Annotated in this window: 20 protein-coding genes; 9 read left to right on the top strand and 11 right to left on the bottom strand. The window is 34.0% G+C overall.

All coding sequences use genetic code 11. From position 1 onward, the window contains the following. The first annotated feature begins 52 nt into the window (after positions 1–52). The gene (gene aroB, locus B5X62_RS08255; protein ID WP_079666957.1) at positions 53–1,096 is read left to right on the top strand and encodes a 3-dehydroquinate synthase; all 1,044 of its coding nucleotides are present in this window, start codon (positions 53–55) and stop codon (positions 1,094–1,096) included. A gap of 220 nt (positions 1,097–1,316) precedes the next feature. Beyond that, positions 1,317–1,913, top strand: a complete 597-nt coding sequence (locus B5X62_RS08250; protein ID WP_079666956.1) for a porin family protein — start codon at positions 1,317–1,319, stop codon at positions 1,911–1,913. 54 nt (positions 1,914–1,967) lie between these two features. On the opposite strand, the gene B5X62_RS08245 is transcribed toward B5X62_RS08250, so the two are convergent. The 3 genes from B5X62_RS08245 to rpsA all read right to left on the bottom strand — a co-directional run bounded on the left by B5X62_RS08245 (position 1,968) and on the right by rpsA (position 5,727). Further along, entirely contained in the window at positions 1,968–2,726 is a 759-nt protein-coding gene (locus B5X62_RS08245) for a T9SS type A sorting domain-containing protein (RefSeq protein WP_079666955.1), read from the bottom strand. A gap of 105 nt (positions 2,727–2,831) precedes the next feature. Further along, positions 2,832–3,794, bottom strand: coding sequence for an EamA family transporter (locus B5X62_RS08240; protein ID WP_079666954.1), 963 nt, complete (start codon positions 3,792–3,794; stop codon positions 2,832–2,834). Positions 3,795–3,936: 142 nt separating this feature from the next. Next, positions 3,937–5,727 (bottom strand): 30S ribosomal protein S1, encoded by a 1,791-nt coding sequence (gene rpsA, locus B5X62_RS08235; RefSeq protein ID WP_079666953.1) that lies wholly within the window; start codon positions 5,725–5,727, stop codon positions 3,937–3,939. A gap of 252 nt (positions 5,728–5,979) precedes the next feature. Here rpsA and B5X62_RS08230 point away from each other — a divergent pair, with 252 nt between their 5' ends. Together B5X62_RS08230 and B5X62_RS08225 are read left to right on the top strand one after the other, a co-directional pair. Then, positions 5,980–7,287 (top strand): DEAD/DEAH box helicase, encoded by a 1,308-nt coding sequence (locus B5X62_RS08230; RefSeq protein ID WP_079666952.1) that lies wholly within the window; start codon positions 5,980–5,982, stop codon positions 7,285–7,287. Positions 7,288–7,320: 33 nt separating this feature from the next. Further along, entirely contained in the window at positions 7,321–7,662 is a 342-nt protein-coding gene (locus B5X62_RS08225; RefSeq protein ID WP_079666951.1) for a MerR family transcriptional regulator, read from the top strand. Positions 7,663–7,702: 40 nt separating this feature from the next. Here B5X62_RS08225 and B5X62_RS08220 read toward each other — a convergent pair whose 3' ends face one another. Next, a complete protein-coding gene (locus B5X62_RS08220) occupies positions 7,703–8,263 on the bottom strand; it encodes an OmpA family protein (RefSeq protein WP_221405224.1) in 561 nt (186 codons plus the stop codon). 26 nt (positions 8,264–8,289) lie between these two features. Continuing rightward, positions 8,290–8,835, bottom strand: coding sequence for a hypothetical protein (locus B5X62_RS08215; protein WP_079666950.1), 546 nt, complete (start codon positions 8,833–8,835; stop codon positions 8,290–8,292). Between the two features lie 156 nt (positions 8,836–8,991). Between B5X62_RS08215 and B5X62_RS08210 the strand changes: the two genes are divergently transcribed. Further along, positions 8,992–10,305 (top strand): helix-hairpin-helix domain-containing protein, encoded by a 1,314-nt coding sequence (locus tag B5X62_RS08210; protein WP_079666949.1) that lies wholly within the window; start codon positions 8,992–8,994, stop codon positions 10,303–10,305. A 179-nt stretch (positions 10,306–10,484) separates the two neighbouring features. On the opposite strand, the gene purF is transcribed toward B5X62_RS08210, so the two are convergent. The 5 genes from purF to B5X62_RS08185 all read right to left on the bottom strand — a co-directional run bounded on the left by purF (position 10,485) and on the right by B5X62_RS08185 (position 16,067). Then, a complete protein-coding gene (gene purF, locus B5X62_RS08205) occupies positions 10,485–11,993 on the bottom strand; it encodes an amidophosphoribosyltransferase (RefSeq protein WP_079666948.1) in 1,509 nt (502 codons plus the stop codon). 19 nt (positions 11,994–12,012) lie between these two features. Then, entirely contained in the window at positions 12,013–12,732 is a 720-nt protein-coding gene (gene purC / locus B5X62_RS08200) for a phosphoribosylaminoimidazolesuccinocarboxamide synthase (RefSeq protein WP_185116714.1), read from the bottom strand. 61 nt (positions 12,733–12,793) lie between these two features. Beyond that, positions 12,794–13,495, bottom strand: coding sequence for a DUF3307 domain-containing protein (locus B5X62_RS08195; protein ID WP_079666947.1), 702 nt, complete (start codon positions 13,493–13,495; stop codon positions 12,794–12,796). Next, the gene (locus B5X62_RS08190) at positions 13,492–14,097 is read right to left on the bottom strand and encodes a SatD family protein (protein ID WP_079666946.1); all 606 of its coding nucleotides are present in this window, start codon (positions 14,095–14,097) and stop codon (positions 13,492–13,494) included. Before B5X62_RS08190 ends, B5X62_RS08195 begins: the two co-directional genes overlap by 4 nt. Before the next feature lie 137 nt (positions 14,098–14,234). Further along, positions 14,235–16,067, bottom strand: coding sequence for an endonuclease (locus B5X62_RS08185; protein ID WP_079666945.1), 1,833 nt, complete (start codon positions 16,065–16,067; stop codon positions 14,235–14,237). Between the two features lie 186 nt (positions 16,068–16,253). On the opposite strand from B5X62_RS08185, the gene B5X62_RS08180 reads away from it, so the two are divergent. From B5X62_RS08180 to B5X62_RS08165, 4 genes are all read left to right on the top strand, one after another. Further along, a complete protein-coding gene (locus B5X62_RS08180) occupies positions 16,254–17,390 on the top strand; it encodes an acyl-CoA dehydrogenase family protein (RefSeq protein ID WP_079666944.1) in 1,137 nt (378 codons plus the stop codon). A 151-nt stretch (positions 17,391–17,541) separates the two neighbouring features. Beyond that, a complete protein-coding gene (locus B5X62_RS08175; RefSeq protein ID WP_079666943.1) occupies positions 17,542–18,006 on the top strand; it encodes a pyrophosphohydrolase domain-containing protein in 465 nt (154 codons plus the stop codon). 17 nt (positions 18,007–18,023) lie between these two features. Then, on the top strand, positions 18,024–18,596 hold the full coding sequence (locus tag B5X62_RS08170) for a TlpA family protein disulfide reductase (RefSeq protein ID WP_079666942.1): 573 nt from the start codon (positions 18,024–18,026) through the stop codon (positions 18,594–18,596). Continuing rightward, on the top strand, positions 18,583–19,191 hold the full coding sequence (locus tag B5X62_RS08165; RefSeq protein WP_079666941.1) for a DUF4230 domain-containing protein: 609 nt from the start codon (positions 18,583–18,585) through the stop codon (positions 19,189–19,191). Before B5X62_RS08170 ends, B5X62_RS08165 begins: the two co-directional genes overlap by 14 nt. 54 nt (positions 19,192–19,245) lie before the next feature. Here B5X62_RS08165 and B5X62_RS08160 read toward each other — a convergent pair whose 3' ends face one another. Further along, positions 19,246–19,548, bottom strand: coding sequence for an ATP-dependent Clp protease adaptor ClpS (locus B5X62_RS08160; protein WP_079666940.1), 303 nt, complete (start codon positions 19,546–19,548; stop codon positions 19,246–19,248). Positions 19,549–20,046 lie beyond the last annotated feature (498 nt).

Here is a 20,046-nt window from a genome sequence, read left to right as displayed (position 1 = left end):
TTAAAAACCTATTCTTGATGAAAATTCTCATATTTTTGCAAAAAAGCATTTTATGATTACTTTATTAGATGATGATTTCTCGGGATTAAATCAATTTTTAAATGACAATTCGACGAGCAAAATATTCATTTTGGTTGACGAAAACACCCACGAATATTGCCTTCCTACTTTGCTTGCCAATATGGAAACCAATGTTCCGTTTGAGATTATCGAAATAGAAGCTGGTGAAGAACATAAAAATATCGGAACGGCAGTTCAACTTTGGGAAATCCTTTCCGAGTTTGAAGCTGATAGAAAAGCTTTGGTTATCAATCTTGGAGGGGGTGTTATCACTGATATGGGCGGTTTTGTGGCGTCGACTTATAAAAGAGGAATTAAATTCATCAATATTCCGACAAGTTTATTAGCGATGTGTGATGCTTCCATCGGTGGAAAAACTGGAATCGATCATCAATTTTTAAAAAATATTATTGGCACTTTTGCAGAAAGTGAGCAGGTTTTTATTTATCCTAAATTTTTAAAAACATTAGATTTTATCCAACTTAGGAGTGGTTTTGCTGAAATGCTAAAACATGGTCTTATCGCAGATGCCAAACATTGGGAAGATCTAATTAATATAACAGAACTATCCGAAAATAACCTTGAACCCTACATTCTTAGAAGTACAGAAATAAAACAAGACGTTGTCGAAAAAGATTTTAAAGAACAGAATATTCGTAAAAATCTAAACTTCGGACACACCGTTGGTCACGCCATCGAAAGTCTTTACTTAGCCAATAATCAATTACTTCCTCATGGCGAAGCTGTGGCTTTGGGCATGATTATCGAGACGCATTTATCTTACCTAAATCAATTAATAACTGAAGAAACAAGTTTAGAAATCATCAATAATATCAGGAAGTTTTTCCCTTATGTTGATATTTCTCAATATAAAGAAGAAGATATTTTGGCGCTGATGTTTAATGATAAAAAAAATACGGATGGCAACATCAATTTCTCATTAATCGAAGGTATAGGAATTGGTGTTTTTGATCAAAAAGTAAGCGAATCTAAGCTAATTTCAGCCTTAGATTTTTACAAAAACTTAAAAAATTAGTCAAAATTTGGGATCATTTTCAACTAAAATTCGAGTGTTTTTGACATTTTTGTAAACAAATTACAACCCATTAAATATCAATATTTTAAACTCAAAATTTTAACAAATAATGAAGAATAATTGAATTAAATTTCGAAATAAATAAAGATTTTGGCAAAGTATTTGAAAGTACTCTTGGCGTAAAACAAAATTTAAAATTGAAATTTAAAAATTTAATATTATGAAAAAGTTATTTGTAGGATTAGCAGTTGTAGTAGGATCAATGTCATTCGCACAACAATTCGGTATCAAGGCGGGAGCTAACATTTCATCAATATCTAAAGATGGATTCGAGGATACAAAATCAAAAGTAGGTTTCAACGCTGGTGTATTCATGAATGCTCCTTTATCAGAACAATTCAGTATTCAACCAGAGGTTATGTATAGCCAAATGGGATCAAAAGTTAACTTTACAGATAATGCGTCTGCTACACTAAAGTTAGATTACATCACAGTACCTGTTATGTTCCAGTTTAATGCAACGCCACAATTCTACCTAGAGGCAGGACCTGAGTTTGGATTCTTAGTAAGCTCTAAAGCGAAAGGTGAAGTTAACGGTAACACGCAAACGGTAGATCTAGATAAGGATAATTTCAACTCTTTTAACATGGGAGCTGGTCTTGGTCTTGGATTTAACTTCAATAAAAATATTGGTATTAATGCGAGATATGTTGCTGGTTTCACCGATATTAACAAAGACGGCGAAACGTCACTTAATAACGAAAAACATACAAACAGAAATAATACTTTCCAAGTTGGATTGAATTATAAATTCTAATTTTGATATTATAAAACGAAAAGGCTGTCAATTGACAGCCTTTATTATTTAGTGTTAATTCTTCACGAACTTTGAAGTCGTTTGTTTAGAATTTTCGTCGGTTACTGTAATCATGTAGCTTCCTGCTTTAAGAGAAGAAACATCGATTTTATTATCTTTCAAACTTTCAGCTTTTATCAACCTACCAGAGAAATCGGAAATTTTCGCCTCTGTCAATTTTGAAGAAGAATTAATGATTAACATATTCTTGACTGGATTGGGATATATTTTAACATCATTTTTAGCAACATCAGAAACCGCTAAAGTACCTTGGGAAATTTTAAAATCATCAAGTATTAAATAGAAATCCCCTGTCCCAGCTTGCTCTCCAGAAACACGAAGTTTGAAACCCGCATTTTTAGGCACCTCACCTTGCGGAATCTGGTAAGAAAAAGTTGTGCAGGTTATCACTTTATCCAAAGTAAAATTTCCTATCTCTGTATAGGTTGTACCACCATCGGCAGAATATTCTACTTTCATACTTCCTTCTACTTTCCCAGAAGTACCCAATAGGTAAGTTCTGTATTTGAAATCGACAGTAATTGAAGCTCCATTAGACGAAAATGATGAAAAAGTCGTAGAACCAACTTTTCCACCGCTCCAAAAACTACGGATAAGAGCATAAGAGCCTTCACAAACTGGTGTTGTTTTACTTCTAAAAAAACTAACATTACTATAGTTTCCATTATCAACTTCAAAACCTTGGTTATCGTTAATTTGACTAAAAGATAAAGCAGCAATCCCGACTGCTAAAGAACATAAAACTTTTTTCATAAAATTATTTTAAATTTAGGACTGCAAGGATAATCAAAATTTTAGAAACAAAAAAATTCGCAAGTAAAAACGAGCGAATTTCATAATATTTAAAGCAAAAGCTTATTAATTTAGTTTTTTCTGCGGTAGATTCATTAAGACTATCGCAAATAGTATCATTGCAATTCCGCACCATTGGATGGCTTCTACTTTTTCATCTAAAAGAATGAACGCCATGGCAACAGAAACTGGTAATTCCATAGAACTGATAATACTTCCCAATCCTAACCCGGCTTTTGGAAAGCCTGAATTAAATAAAATCGGTGGTAAAATTGTTCCAAACAAAGATAAAATCAAACCATATTTAATAAAAATACTAAAGTCAAATGCTCGGATATTAGCAGGATTATCCGAAAAATTAGAATAAAAAGCCTTTAATCCATCAAAATAATAAGGTCCAATCTGGCCAAAGAATAAAAACAAACTTACAATAATCCCTCCACCGCAAAGCATGAATAAAGTTTTACGAAGTGGCGACGCATAGGTTGCAATCGTATTAGCAGCAAACATTGTTGTAGCAAACGACGATGCAGCTAACAATCCCCACATAATTCCTCGCCAATCCATTGCAATATCCTGATTGATAATGTTGGTTGCCAAAAGTGTCCCCGCAAGTACAATTGCGACAGAAATCATTTTTCGAAGACTTGGTAATTCTTTTTTAATAAAAGCTTCGATAACAACGCTGATCCAAACCGATTGCATCAATAGCACAATCGCCACCGAAACATTAATATATTGTACCGCTAGATAATAAAACAAACTGGTACATCCCATGGAAGTCCCTGCAAGCAGTAACTTCTTTTTATCAACTGCAGTGATGCTTGGATAAGCTTTTTTAGAAAATTTAGCCTGATAAAGATTTAATAATAGCATCCCTAAAATCCCCAAAACAAATTGAGAGGTTGTTACTTCGGCTGTTGTATACCCTTCTTTGTAAGCCAACTTAACAAAAGTGGCCAACATCCCATAAAAGCTGGCTCCTAGTCCTACTAAGATCACACCTTTCAAAACATTATTCTGTTGCATAATTTCTTTTTAATCCAATGTCTTTTTGATATTTAAAAACAAAGGGCGACAAAATTACGCCTATTTTTTGAATCCTAAAAACATCCCACAAAAAAACCGCTTCATTTCTGAAGCGGCTTAGTATTTAAAAGTGGATTAAGGATTATTTACCTTCTTCCATTCTCTTTTTCAATTCTGCTAGAGCGTCGATATCTCCAAGAGTTGATTTTTCTTCGTTGCTAGAAGATCCAGCAACTGCTTTGTTAGATGATTCTCTTACAGCTTTTTTCTCCTCGTCTCTGAAGATACCTGTGTGAGATACAACTACTCTCTTGAATTCTTTGTTGAATTCGATTACTTTGAACTCAGCAGTTTCTCCTTTCTTGATTTTAGATCCGTCTTCCTTCTCTAATAATCTTGATGGGCAGAATGCTTCAACTTCAGCATCTTCGAATTGTACAGAAGCTCCTTTATCATGAACTTCTACTGCAGTACCAGTGTGTACAGTTCCTTCAGCATATTTAGTTTCGAATTTATCCCAAGGATTTTCTTGAAGTTGTTTGTGACCTAAAGAAAGTCTTCTAGCTTGAGTATCTAATTCTAATACAACAACATCTAACTTATCTCCTACGTTGCAGAACTCAGATGGATGTTTGATTTTCTTAGTCCAAGAAAGATCAGAGATGTAGATAAGACCGTCGATACCTTCTTCTAACTCTACGAATACACCAAAGTTAGTGAAGTTTCTTACAGTTCCTACATGCTTAGAACCTACTGGATATTTAGTTTCGATATTTTCCCAAGGATCTTTAGATAATTGTTTGATACCTAAAGAGATTTTTCTTTCTTCTCTGTCAAGAGTTAAAACTTCTGCTTCAACCTCATCACCAACTTTCACGAAGTCACCTGCAGATCTTAAGTGTGTTGACCAAGACATTTCAGAAACGTGGATAAGTCCTTCTACACCTGGAGCGATTTCTACGAAAGCACCGTAATCAGCAAGAACAACTACTTTACCTTTAACTTTATCACCAACTTTTAGGTTAGCATCTAGAGCATCCCAAGGGTGTGCTTCTAATTGCTTCATACCCAATTGGATTCTTGTTTTCTCATCGTCGAAGTCAAGGATAACCACTTTAACTGTTTGTCCATCTTCAAGGATTTCTGATGGGTGGTTAACTCTAGACCAAGAAAGGTCAGTGATGTGGATAAGTCCATCAACACCTCCAAGATCGATGAATACACCGTAAGAAGTAATGTTCTTAACAGTACCTTCAAGAACTTGACCTTTTTCAAGTTGAGCGATGATTTCTTTTTTCTGTCCTTCGATATCAGCTTCGATAAGCGCTTTGTGAGATACAACAACGTTTTTGAACTCAGGGTTAATTTTAACAACTTTGAATTCCATTGTTTTACCAACGTATTGATCGTAATCTTTGATTGGCTTAACATCGATTTGAGAACCTGGTAAGAATGCTTCGATACCGTGTACGTCAACGATCATACCACCTTTAGTTCTTGACTTAACAAAACCATTAACGATTTCTCCAGTTTCGTGAAGCTCATTAACTTTATCCCAAGCTTTAAGCGTTCTAGCTTTTCTGTGAGATAATTGTAATTGTCCTGTTTTGTCTTCTCTTTTGTCAACCATTACTTCAACCTCGTCACCTACTTGTAGACCTTGGTTGTAACGGAATTCGTTAAGAGAAATTACACCTTCTGATTTGAAGTTGATATCAACGATAGCTTCTTTATCAGTCAATCTTACAACTTTACCAACGATAACGTCGTTTTCTGCAAGATCGTTAAGAGAACCATTGTAGATTTCTTCTAATTCTTTTTTCTCTGATCTGTCTTCTGCGTTAAGACCTGATTCGAAAGAATCCCAATCAAATTGTTCTGGTGCTACGTTTTGGTTTAATAAAACCTCTGCTGAATTTGTCTCTTTTGACATAATTCTAATTTTAATTTGTATTCCTATTTCTTTTTAGTTTCAGCTAAAATGGACTAAAGAAATTCGGAAGATGTTAATTTATAATCATTTACCTCGCTGAAATCACTCCATAAAAAGTGGTGCAAAAATACAATTTTTTATTGACATGAGGATATATTTTATTTAATGTTTTAAGTTTTTTTGTTTCGGTTTGAAAACATTAAACTTTCAAGCTTAAACTTAAAACTAAACACGAAACCTTATCTTTGCAGCATGAATTTAGAATCTATTCTTAAAAACTTGCAGATTCAGGAGCTGAATCAAATGCAAAAATCAACATACAAAACGACGGAAAACAACCAAGATACTGTTTTGCTTTCGCCGACTGGATCAGGAAAAACATTAGCTTTCTTGCTTCCCGTTCTTCGAAATTTAAAACCGAAAACTAAAGGTGTTCAAACTCTAATTTTGGTTCCTGCGCGTGAATTGGCTTTGCAAATTGAGCAAGTTTTTAAAGCCATGAAAACAGATTTTAAAGTGACCGTTTGTTATGGTGGTCACGACAAAAAGATTGAAGCTAACAATCTGATTGAAGCTCCTGCTCTTTTGATTGGAACGCCTGGTCGTGTTGCCGATCATTTAAGACAAAATAATTTCGATCCGTCAAGCATCAAGACCTTGATTTTGGATGAATTTGATAAATCGTTGGAGTTTGGTTTTCAAGAGGAAATGAGTTTTATTATTTCGACTTTGGAAAATCTTTCACAACGAATCCTAACTTCTGCAACTGCGATGGAAGAAATTCCAGATTTTACAGGCTTGCAGAACGAAAAATACATCGACTTTTTGAAATTGGGTGAAGCAAAACCTGATATTCACTTCAAAAAAGTGATGACAACAGCCGAAGATAAATTGGATACACTTTTCCATTTGATTTGTAAAATCGGAAATAAAAGAACCTTGATTTTCTGTAATCACCGTGAAGCTGTTGATAGAATTTCCGAACTTTTACGTGAAAAGGGAATTGAAAGAGAAACCTTCCACGGCGGAATGGAGCAAGACGAACGCGAACGTTCTTTGTTGAAGTTCAGAAATGATTCGGCGAGAATTTTAATTACAACAGATTTGGCAGCTCGTGGTTTGGATATTCCTGAAGTGGAATCTATTGTTCATTATCAACTTCCTGCGAAAGAAGATGCGTTTATTCATAGAAACGGACGTACAGCTCGTATGAACGCGAAAGGTTTTGCCTATTTAATTATGAAAGAAGGCGATAATTTTCCTTTTTTAGAAAAAGATATTCCAGTTGTTAATGTCAATGACGAAACTCGAATTCCAGCCGCAACACCGTTTGAAACTTTGTACATCAGCGCAGGAAAAAAAGATAAAATCAACAAAGTAGATATTGTTGGTTATTTGATGAAGAAAGGTGAATTAGAAAAGGATGACGTTGGTTTAATTGAAGTGAAAGACACGACTTCCTACGTTGCAATTTCTAGAAAGAAAATAAAAGATTTAATTAAAAAACTAGCCAACGAAAAACTCAAAGGCAAGAAAGTAAAAATGGAAATTGCTTATTAAATTTTCTTAATTTTGTAATTATTTACTTGTTTCATGAAAATTAATCTACCGGACAAACTTTATTATTCTATTGGCGAAGTTGCAAAAGCTTTCGACGTAAATACTTCTTTAATAAGATATTGGGAGCAAGAATTTCCTATTATTAAACCCAAAAAGAATAAAAAAGGAAACCGATATTTTACGCCTGAAGACATCAAAAATTTAAAGATGATTTACCATTTGGTGAAGGAAAAAGGCTATACGTTGGACGGAGCACGCATCGCGTTAACAACGAATACCAAAATTTCTGAAACTATAAGTATAATCGACCGCTTAGAATTTGTAAAAGCTGAACTTAAAAAGCTAAAAAAATCTTTAGACACGATTCCTGAATAAAAAAAATGCTAACTTTTTGGTTAGCATTTTTGTTTAAAAATTAAATAGATTTCTGTGTGGTTACTTTTATTTCTACCCGTCTATTTTTTGCTCGTCCTTCAGGATTATCCGATCCATCGGGATTCGTATTAGGTGCTATTGGATCTTTTGCACCTTTTCCTTCTGTTAAAATTTGATTTTTAAGACCTTTATCTTCTAACCATTTTTTAACTGCCATCGCTCGTTGATCCGATAATCTTTTGTTATAACTGTCAGAACCTTTTGCATCGGTGTAACCTACAACCAAAACATTGGCTTCTGTTTTTCCATTGATATCGTCAAATGCTTTTTGCAATTCTACGTCAACTTCAGGTTTTAAAACCGCTTTATCAAAATCAAATAATTGATCGGCAGACAAATTTATTTTAATATTAAGGTTGCTAACACTTCCCGTCAAACTACTTCCTCCATTGTCAGAAGATTCCGTTGTAGTCGTCGGTTTTGTTTCGCCAACAATTTCGCTTTGGTTTTCCGTCAAAACATTTTGCTGGACAGAATCTGATTTGATAACAACTGTAGTTTTTTCAGTTTTAGTACAAGCCATAAAACCTAAAGTAGACATTGCTAATATATATGAAAACCTCATGACTATCGTGTTATTGGAATGGAGTCAAACGAACCAAAATCTGGAATATTTAACGTAATCGTTTTGCTTGTTTCTGGCGGTGCAGCAAATTTTAAACTAACTAAAACTTCCCTCGCCTTATACTTTGTTGAAAACTGCAATCTACTAGAACCCGAAGTTTGCAATGGTGAAGCTTGATACACACCTTCATCATCTTTTAGAACGTCATGTTTTTTTGCTTCAGCATCATCAACATAATTAATTTCGCCAATATCAATAACATGAAGTGATGTGTTCCCCGCATCTGCATTCTCCGCTTTAGTAGTTAGTTCAACATACAAAACTTTACCAATAACTTTAGCTTTAATTACAGAAATCACCTCTCCTCCTAAAGATTTTGTACTTAACGAAATAGGCGCTTCAACTTTTGGTGTTGCGGTATCATCAGGAGCTTTCTCTTCAGATTTTGTAACCTCAGAACTTGATGCACTTTCTACCGACTCTTCTTTTTTCGCCTCTTTACACGCAACAAGTGCAAGAGAAGCGAGGACAAATACTAACTTTTTCATAATTTTTTATTTTTTGGTGTTTGTAAATTTTATTTTAAATCATTACAAGCATTTCAATGAAATATTCATAATTAAATTTAATCTTAATTAAAAAGAAAGTAAAAAAGTAAAATATTCTCTATAAATATTGTAATTTTAACAGTAAACACAAACAAAATGAAAACGCAATTCTCCTATCAAATGAGACGGAAACAAATAATTGCTTTATTAATAAGTAGTTTGTTTCTTTTAAGCCTTCAAATTACATTCCATTTTTACAAAAATCAATTTTCTAAATCCTCAGAAAACATTGAAAATCTGACTTTTGCACCAACCGAGAAGACACAAAAATCAATAACGCCGTTTAACCCGAATGACTTACACATCGAGGATTGGGAAGACTTGGGGTTTTCAGAAAAGCAAGCTTCAACCATTCTGAAATACAAAGATTTGGTTGGTGGAAATTTTGTTTCGAAAAACCAACTAAAAAAGTGTTATGCTATCTCAGAAGAAAAATTCAAAGAGCTTGAAGCATTTATTTTGTTGGAAAATAAAGAACCGAAAGAAGAGTCTAGCCACTCAAAAATTGCAAAAAATTTAAATATAAATAGGAAGTTCGATCCTGATAAACTTTCGCAACAAGATTGGCAAAACATGGGATTTTCGGAAAAGCAAGCCGCAGCGATTTTAAAATATAAAAACTATCTCGGCGGAAGTTTTGTATCAAAAGAAAAGCTTAAAGATTGTTTTATCATTAATGATGAACAGTTTTCTCAAATGAAGCCTTATTTACTTCTTCCTGAAAAAACGCCTGAAAATTTCAAAGCTTTTACTCAAACTAAAAAAGAAATTAAATACAAAAATTTTGATCCAAATCTTTTAGAAATCGACGATTGGGAAAAGCTTGGTTTTAGTGATAAACAAGCGCAAGTTATCGTTAATTATCGTGAAAAAAACCTCAAAGGAAGTTTTCGCAGTTTGGAAGATTTCAAGTCGTGTTTTGTGATTTCTGAGGAGAAATTCAATGATTTAAAAGCTTATATTATTCTCAATCCAAATAATTTTAAAACAACAAATTCTGAAAAAATTATTGTAAAACAAGAAACTGACTTCTCGAAATTAGACTTAAATAAAATTACTTTTAAACAACTGATAGAATTTGGTTTTGATGAAAAAGCAGCAGGAAGTTTTATTGGTTTTCGTAAAAAACTTGGCGGATTTATGAACACACAACAAATGCTTGACACTTACAACATCGACAAAGACCTCATGCAAAAGTTGATAAACACTTGTAAATTTTCAACAGATGATGTCCAAAAACACACGCTTGTTGAAGCGCCTGAAGAATGGTTGAAAAATCATCCTTACTTCAAATATTCAGCGGACAAAATTATCTTCTACAGAACAACATATCCAAATGATGAAAAAATTTGGAAGTTTTTAAAACTAAAACCCGAATACGAAACGAGAATGCGTTGGTACACGAAATAGGTCTTGGTTGAGGTTGATGGGTGATGGTTGTTGGTTGTTGGTTGACGGTTTAAGGTTTAAGGTTTAAGGTAAAGCTAATTCCTAATTCCTAATTCCTAATTCCTAATTCCTAATTCTTAATTCAAAAAAAACAGCGCCTCAAAATCGAAGCGCTGTTTTTGTTATATTTCTGAAATTTATTATTGGAATAAATCTTCTTCTACTGGTTTTTCAACAGGATATTTTTCTGTGAAACATCCGAAACAATGATTCTTAGATCCTAAAATATCTTGCAAATTAGGAACAGACAAAAACTCCAAACTATCGACTTCTAGATAATCTCTAAGCTCATCTTTGGTCATGTTTGCAGAAATTAAATCATCTTTCGTCGGCGTATCAATTCCTAAGAAACATGGCGCAATAATTGGTGGCGAAACGCTTCTAAAGTGAATTTCCTTAACACCTGCTTTTTTAAGAATTTTAACCAAACGTTTTGACGTCGTTCCTCTAACAATCGAGTCGTCGATAATCACAACACGTTTATCTTTAATTTCGGAAACAATCGGGTTGAGTTTAAGATTCACATAATGCTCGCGCATCTCTTGCGACGGAATGATAAATGATCTCCCGATATAACGATTCTTGATCAACACTGGACGGAAAGGGATTCCCGAAGCTTTTGCAAAACCAATCGCCGCCGGAACGCCAGAATCTGGAACACCAATCACAACATCCGCTTCAACAGGCGCTTGTTCCCAGATTTTCATACCAGATTTCTCACGAACTTCGTGCACATTGATGCCTTCCAACATCGAGTCAGGACGTGCAAAATAAATATATTCGAAAGAGCAAATTCTATTTGTGCAGTTTTCTTTAACCAAATAAGATTGAAGCCCTTCTTCGTTATCGCTGGTATACACGATTTCGCCTGGAAGAATATCACGTACATATTGCGCACCAACGCCATCCAAAGCGCAAGATTCCGAAGCAACAACAAAAGTTTTTTCGTCGATTGCTCCTAAAACTAAAGGTCGAATACCATTAAAATCACGGAACGCAAAGAATTTATTTCGAGTAACGCCAACTACAGAATAAGCACCTTCAATCTTTTCCATCGTTGCTTTAATCGCACCACGAAGTCCAAGATCTAGGTTTTTCTGAATTAATCTTAAAATAACCTCAGAATCCGAAGTCGCACGGAACACCACACCTTCTTCTTCCAACTCTTTTTTAAGTTGTTTGGCATTGGTCAGATTTCCGTTATGTGCGATGGATAAGATAATTTGATCATATTCGTTCTTTGCAAAGAAAGGTTGATAATTGTATTTCTTTTTGTCGCCAGCTGTTGTATAACGCGTATGACCGATAACACAATTTCCCATGAAAGTTTCGGGATTTTCGATGGTTTTAAAAACGTCCAAAACCAAACCTTCATCTTTTATAGAATACATTTTCCCATCATTACCAACAGTAATACCACAAGCTTCTTGCCCACGATGTTGCAATGCAAAAAGTCCAAATTGTGATAACGAAAATGTGTCTGTATTTTCGTCGGAAACCAAACCAAAAATCCCGCATTCTTCTTCCATTTTGTCAAATGGGTAAGCGCCAGCTTCTGGTTCTTGATTTTTTAATTCTTCGAATTCGTTATAGCGATTCTGAAACGCATATTTTGGTAACGAACTGAAGTTTTGAAATTCTAAATTCATTTTTTAATTTCTATAGAACTTATGAATTAACTGCTTTTTGTAATCTATCATATATCTCTTCGTAAGCTTCTGTAACTTCTCCAAGATCTCTTCTGAAACGGTCTTTGTCCAACTTCTTCATCGTATCTTTATCCCAAAGACGACAAGTATCTGGTGAAATTTCGTCTGCTAAAACAATTTTCCCGTCCGAAGTTTTTCCTAATTCGATTTTAAAATCGACAAGGATAATATTCATTTTATCAAATAGAGCAATCAACAATTGGTTGATTTTGTCCGTTAAAGCGTACATTTCTTTTAGTTCATCATAAGATGCAGCGCCCAAAAATACAGCGTGATGATCGTTGATTAGCGGATCTCCCAACTCATCTTTTTTGTAGCAAAGATCAAAAATAGTTACTGGCGATTTAAGACCTTCTTCGACACCAAGACGTTGCGCCATACTTCCTGCAACATAGTTACGCACCACCATTTCCAACGGAATAATGTCCACTTTTTTCACCAATTGCTCGATGTCACCAAGCTTTTCGATAAAGTGTGTCGGGATTCCATTTTTTGCTAAATATTCGAAAATTAAAGTTGAAATAGCATTGTTTAATTCGCCTTTTCTAGCGAAAGAACCACGCTTTTGTGCATTGAAAGCTGTTGCATCATCTTTGTATCTTACAACTACTTCGTCAGCTTTGTCTGTTGCGAAAACTTGTTTTGCTTTACCTTCATAAAGCATTTCTTTCTTTTCCATTTATTCTTTTTACTTTTTTACTTTTAATTTATTTCTATACAAATTTACGGAAATAATTGGTTTAAATCTGAACCAAAATTCCCGTTAAAATTGCGATTCCAAAACTTAATAAAGTCCCTATTAATACATATTCTGTCAGTTTCCGTTGTTTAGCTTGTGCCAAATCGCTAAATCTAAAAACCGACTTCGCAGCAATCATAAAACCCACACCTTCCCAATGATTAACAACTATAAAAACGAAAACCATCAATCGTTCCAAAATCCCAATATATTTCCCTGCGTTGGCTAAAGAATCTGTCTGAACCGAATCTTTATCTTGTGGATTGGGCGTCCAAAAACTTATCAGTAATTTAATGATAATGGAACAAGGCGTCGTTAGGAAAACAGCTGCTGTAAATAGTTTGAGATTGGTTTCATTAAAGATAATACTCCAATCTATATTTTGTTTAATGATTAAACTCAAAGCAACAATTACTGCAATATGTAAAAATTGATCGATGAAAAACCATAATCGTTTATTTTTAGTTTTTTGAAACTGAAGTTTTGCAGCATCAATCACAAAATGTGTTACGCCAACAACCAATGCAACCCACCAATAATTAAGATTCCAAAGAAATACGAAACTCAAAATTGTGTGCAACAACACATGAATGTACAAATATGGACTTGCTAGTTTTTTTTGCTCTTTATCCTTAACCCACGCATTTGGCTGGAAGACGAAATCTCCGAGTAAATGAGCCAATATGAGTGGTAAAAAAATCATTTTTGCTGAGAGATTAGTTGTCGATAATAAGCTTCGGTTTCCATCAAAAGATCGTAGTTAGCGCGTTTTAGACGTTGGCTAATGGAGGATTGTGTCAAGTTAAGTTGCTTCGCAGCTTCGTCTTGGTTGATGTCTTTTTTATTCAAAAACAAATCAACGATTTCTGCCGACATCACACTCCAACTATCAACGGTTAAACTCACCCATTTAAAAATAAGGTTAAGTTGAGCATCAAGTTCTGGTTTTTCTGAAGCGATGTGAAGATTAATTTTTTCGGCTTTTATACGTTCGAGATTGCGTCCAGAATTGACAAAAGCGCTGCCGTTACTTTGTGACACTTTATCAGCAACAAAATTTTGATCACCCAAACCAATCGAGATACGAACGTCTAAATCTTGGATTTTTTTGATGCCTGCTTTTATTTTTAAAAACTCTAAAAAAGCATCTTCAGCATTTGGAATAAGATACTGAAACTCGTCACCGCGGTAGTTTTCCCACTCTTGCGAAGTTTTCCCTTCAAAAATCTCTTGCAAAGCTTTGTACCAAACTTCTGCCCCGAATTTTTGAGAGTCAATTATATCGCCTGTGATGACCGCTTTCATAATGCAAATATAATAAAAATCGCTAATATTTTAAAATATAATACAAAAAGCTTATAAATTAAAATATTAGTGAAAAACATTATAATCAATAAATATTAGCAAAATAACTTATATTTATCACATATTAGCGAAATAGCTTATCTCTTGATAAACTGCTGAACTTTGTCGTCCAATTTTAAGAAATACACACCAGCAGACAGATTAGCAACATTTACTGAAGCATTTTTAGCATTCAAAGTTCCTGATTTCACCAATCTTCCCATAGAATCTAGAATCTGGAAATTGACAATAATTTGATCTGATTTAACATTCAAAATATCTAAAACTGGATTTGGATAGATGCTTGTATTTGCCAACAAACTCACATCTTGTGTCGCCAAAGATCCTAAATTCTGACAATAATCTTTTGGATAAGATTGCCATTCTGCGACATCATAAGTTTTGGTCGGATTTTTAACACTTGCCAAACGATACAAAGATTTATCCGTATTCGTATTATCAATCCCTTTATTACCAATCGCATCAACAGGGAAATTTTTATAGTTAAGCTCTACATAATTGTAACCCGAAAATGTCAAAGCTGGCGACGCCGATTGGAATCTTGCATTTTCCGTTGGATAACACGACAAAGTTGCATTAGGATTAATTGCTACAAAACTTTCCCCATGTGGCAAAATTCCTTCTAGTTCTAATGGTTTTTCAAAATAGTAGTTTGCGCCACTTTTATATTGCGCAGATAAACGATAATTTTTGAGATCGATATCGTGTCCAGTAAGGTTTTTAATTTCTAAAGCACGATTATTAGACGTCCCTTCGATATATTTATCAATCATCAAATCGCTGGCGTAGGCATCATTTTCCAAAGTCGTGGTTGATAGCATATTACTTTGCGGACTTTTCAAATAAGCATTATTATATGCAATAACGCTGAAGTTATAAGTCGTTAATGGTGTTAAACGATTGGCAACATATTTATTAGAAGAAGTTTTACCGATTAACGTTCCGTCTTGGTAAACTTCATAACCGATAACCGTTGGATCTTGACTTGGTATCCATTGCAAACTAGCAAAATACGCAGAAGTTTTGGTTGTTACTAAATCCGAAACCGCTTGTGGCGCAGTTGTCGCAACAGTTTGATTCCAAATTGAATTAACCCATTCTGGGTGATCGATAAAAGGATTTTTATTTTTCTGAATTTGATAAACGTAATTGTTACGATCAATTTCTTTTTGCGAAACAGGATCTAGATTATGCCAATTAATCAACATCTGGATGTACCATTTTTCAAAAGCTTGCTCCTCGCTGCCATTCAAAGGGTTTTGATCTTTTGTAGGATCTGCGTTTGTATCAAAATTAAAATTTCCCAACTTGCCTTCATAACGAACAGCAAAATAAAGTAAAGACCTAGCTATATCACCTTTAAATTCGTTAATTGGTTCATAAACTCGACCTGTGTAAGTTGCGTTTGGTACTGCACTATTCCCAATTTTTGAAGTATTCGTAAAAGTATGAAAAATTGTTGATCCCACTATTCCGTACGGATAATTACTTCTCAACTGATTGATTCTTGCATCCGTCGGAATCACAAAAAACAAATCCGAATACATTGGATAATTGCTATTGAAGGAACTTTGAGGCATAACATGCTCACGATTCCAGCCAAGACCTTCGGCATTAGCAGAGCCAATCATTTGACTAAAATTGTATACATAAGCATCTGGACCAGTCGGAATTTCAGAATACATATCCAACAAACTTCCATCCTTTTCGTAATAACGATCTACATCCGTCGTCGCATAGAAAGTTTGCAAATCACCATAATTCCAGCTAATAGGTTTGGCAGAAATAATGTCGTGTAGTTTTGATTTTAATTGGTAACCAGAAAGATTTTCGGTACCATTGTAATAATCACCTGTTTGACCAAAAAACAAACTTGGTAGAATTAATAATCCAAAATAAAGTTTTTTCATACTCTAAAATTATAGGGCGTTAAAGATAAATAATTATCTATTGGAAAACTGAAACACATTATTAATATATTATTAAAAGCTAATAAACTAACTACTAATACTTTAATAAACTAAAACTTAAGCATTAAAAAGAAAAATTTTGTCTCCTTTCTAAATTGAGTTATATTTGGGATTCAAAAAATTAATATGGACAATACTATCGACAGTTTAAAAATGGTCGCTGAAACGGCTAGAGAATTTGCAGAAAAAAATATCCGCCCAAATATTATGGAATGGGACGAAAGTCAAACTTTTCCAAAAGATCTTTTTCATCAACTAGGCGAAATGGGCTTTATGGGAATTGTTATTCCTGAACAATACGGAGGTTCTGGACTTGGATATCACGAGTATGTAGCAATTTTAGACGAAATTTCTCAAGTTGATCCATCAATTGGACTGTCTGTAGCAGCACACAATTCTCTTTGTACTAACCACATCTACGAATTCGGGAACGAAGAACAACGTATGAAGTGGCTTCCACAACTAGCTTCTGGTAAAGTTATCGGAGCTTGGGGACTTACAGAGCATAACACAGGATCTGACTCTGGAGGTATGTCAACAACTGCGGTTAAAGATGGTGACGAGTGGGTTATCAACGGTGCTAAAAACTTTATCACACATGCAATTTCTGGTGATATTGCTGTTGTTATGACAAGAACAGGAGAAAAAGGCGCTAAAAATAATTCTACAGCTTTCGTTTTAGAAAAAGGAATGCCAGGTTTCTCTTCTGGTAAAAAAGAAAATAAATTAGGAATGCGTGCTTCAGAAACAGCTGAGCTTATTTTTGATAATGTACGTGTACCAGATTCTCACAGATTGGGCGAAGTTGGAGAAGGTTTCAAACAAGCGATGAAAATCTTGGATGGTGGTAGAATTTCTATCGCTGCTTTATCTTTAGGAACTGCGAGAGGCGCTTACAAATCCGCTCTTAAATACGCTAAAGAAAGACAACAATTCGGGAAATCAATTTCAGAATTCCAAGCGATTAACTTTATGTTAGCTGATATGGCAACAGAAATCGATGCTTCTGAACTTTTGATCCAAAGAGCTTCAACTTTAAAAATGGCTAAAAAACCAATGACTAAAGAAGGCGCAATGGCAAAACTTTATGCATCTGAAGCTTGTGTAAGAATCTCTAATAATGCGGTACAAATCTTCGGTGGTTACGGTTATACGAAGGACTTCCCTGCTGAGAAATTCTACAGAGATTCTAAACTTTGTACAATTGGTGAAGGGACTTCAGAAATCCAAAGATTGGTTATCGGAAGAGATATCACAAAATAGAAATACATTTTTGATCAAAGAGTTTTAATTTATGATTCTATGATTGTAAACTAAAACCAAAAGATTTTAAATAAAAATAAAGACCGGAAAATTGTTTCGGTCTTTTTCTTTGCACCTTAATCATTATATTTGCTTAAACTTTTATAAAAAAATGGACAAAATAGATAGCTTGAACCAAGTAGGAGAATTTCATAAAACCTTTAAAGCACCAATTCTGGATACGCCACAAATTCCGTCAAAAGAACGTTGCGATCTAAGAGTTAGTCTTTTACAAGAAGAACTTAACGAGCTAAAACAAGCGATTGCTGATAATGATTTGGTAGAAATTGCAGATGCACTTTGTGATCTTCAATATGTACTTTCTGGTGCAGTTTTAGAATTCGGGATGGGTGACAAATTTGTGGAACTTTTCGACGAGGTGCAACGTTCTAACATGTCAAAAGCTTGTTCTACAGAGGAAGAAGCAGAAGCAACAGTTAAAAATTATCAAGACAAAGGTGTTGATGTTTTCTTCGAAAAATCAGGCGAAAAATTTAATGTTTATCGCAAAGAAGACAACAAAGTTTTGAAAAGTATCAACTACTCACCTGCTGACCTTAAGTCTCTTCTATCTTAATTAAAAAAAACAAAAAGATGATAAAATCAATTTCAAAACTAATGTTATTTGGTGCTTTAGCATTAAGCATGCAAAGTTGTTTCGCACAAAAAGTTGTCGTTAACCGCGAAGTTGACACACAATCTGACGGCAAAATGTTATTAGGTGAACAGACTTTGGAACAGTTTAAAAAAGAACCGTTTTCGGATTGGTATGACAAAGAATACAACGATTACAAAATAGATGAAGAAAGCTTAAAAGCGCTTAAAAAAGAGAAGGTTTCGGGTTATTCTTACATCGTATTTTTAGGAACTTGGTGTGGCGATAGTCATCGAGAGTTCCCTCGTTTTATGAAGATTATGGATGCAGCAGGTGTCAATCATAACAAAATCCAAATTATCACTGTTAATCGCAAAAAAGAATCTCCAAACGGTGAAGAAGGACTTTTTAATATCCAAAGAGTACCAACTTTTATCGTTAAAAAATATGGAAACGAAGTTGGCAGAATTATTGAATATCCTGAATCTGGATTCTTGGAAAAAGATCTCTTAAATATTTTAAAAAAGAAAGGTCAAACCAAATTAGCACCAGAGGTTAATGAAAAATATTAATACAATATTATCTTTTGTGGTTGGAATTCTTCTAACCATTTTTTGTCTATTAGCGTGGAAAGGCTGCCACAAAGAAGAAGGCGCCGTCATCAACAAAGATTATTATCTACTGACCAACCAAATCACCAAAATGAACAAAATGGTGGTTATGGAACAGGATTTTTCTAGTTTCCAAACGCATAAAAGCAAGGCTTTTTCGATTGGCGGTTATGATGTCTTGCCTAAAGAAATGGTGCTTTATACAACAGCAAAAGCACAGGTTTCTTATGACTTAAAAAAGATGAAAATTGATGTCGACACAGTTAACAAAAAATTGGTGATTGACGCGCTTCCACAAGCGGACATCAAGGTTTTTCCTGATGTTAAAATCCACTTTATGGACGATTACGCGATCAACCGTTTTAGCCAAGCTGACATCAACGGCATTATGGATTCTGCGAAGAAAAACATGGAGAAAAACATTGATTATACCAAACTAAAACAAGAAGGTAACAAACAATTAATCGATAATCTTAACGAGATTTTTGTTCTCGCAAAAGCACTCAATTATAAAATTGAAGACCGAACCAACACAATCAAACTTCCTGATTTATAAAACAAAAAGTCCCGAATTGTTCGGGACTTTTTTATGTTTAAAAATTAAATTCTTTTATAAAATTTCACAGGTTAATCCGCGTTCGGACAACATTTGATTCATTGGTTTTAACAAATCCAAATCGCCAGTTTTCACTGTACATTTCCCTTTGTAATGCACTAATATTGTACATTGTTCGGCTTGTTCTAAGGTATGTTTGCAAATCTCAATAAGGCAATCTGTTACAAAATCGAATGTATTAACATCGTCATTGTACAACACCAACTTATAGACTTCGTCTTCTTTTTCCAAAACCAAAACGTCTTCTTCGTACTGACGTTGCGGTTTATCAAAAGAATCGTGATTATAGATTTTCATTTTTTAAAATTTAAAATTTCATTTAAAACCACAAAAAACAAAATAGTTTTATTTAAATATTATTGAAACTTAGATTAACCTGAGTTCGGGATAAGAAAATTAACGTCACCTTGAGTGGTTTTCGAAGAAAATTGTATCGAAAACAAGTTAATTTTCTTATTATTAAAGCTTCTCGATACAAAATCTTTCAGATTTTTATTCCTTTAGATTTGTAACAAGAAAAGAGATAACTTTAAGATAAAGAGAAAAGTGTTTAAGTAAACTAATATTTACTCAGAGTTGTGGCTCATACTTCGATTTAGACTTAAACACTTCTTATCATAAACTCAGATAGAAATTCGGGTTTAAAACCCATTATAAAGGAGTTGAGCTCTAGATAAGTTTCTCTTTAAAATCTTAAAATCAAAGTTATGGAAAAAGTTTTTATTGGAGTAGATGTTAGCAAATTAACCTTGGATTTATTTGTAAAATCCAACAAAACGGAAAAGCATTATCAAA

The sequence above is a fragment of the Soonwooa buanensis genome (assembly GCF_900167905.1).
Classification (GTDB): domain Bacteria; phylum Bacteroidota; class Bacteroidia; order Flavobacteriales; family Weeksellaceae; genus Soonwooa; species Soonwooa buanensis.
The sequence above is the reverse complement of the archived record's forward strand: the minus strand, read 5'-3'. Positions and strand labels throughout refer to the sequence as shown.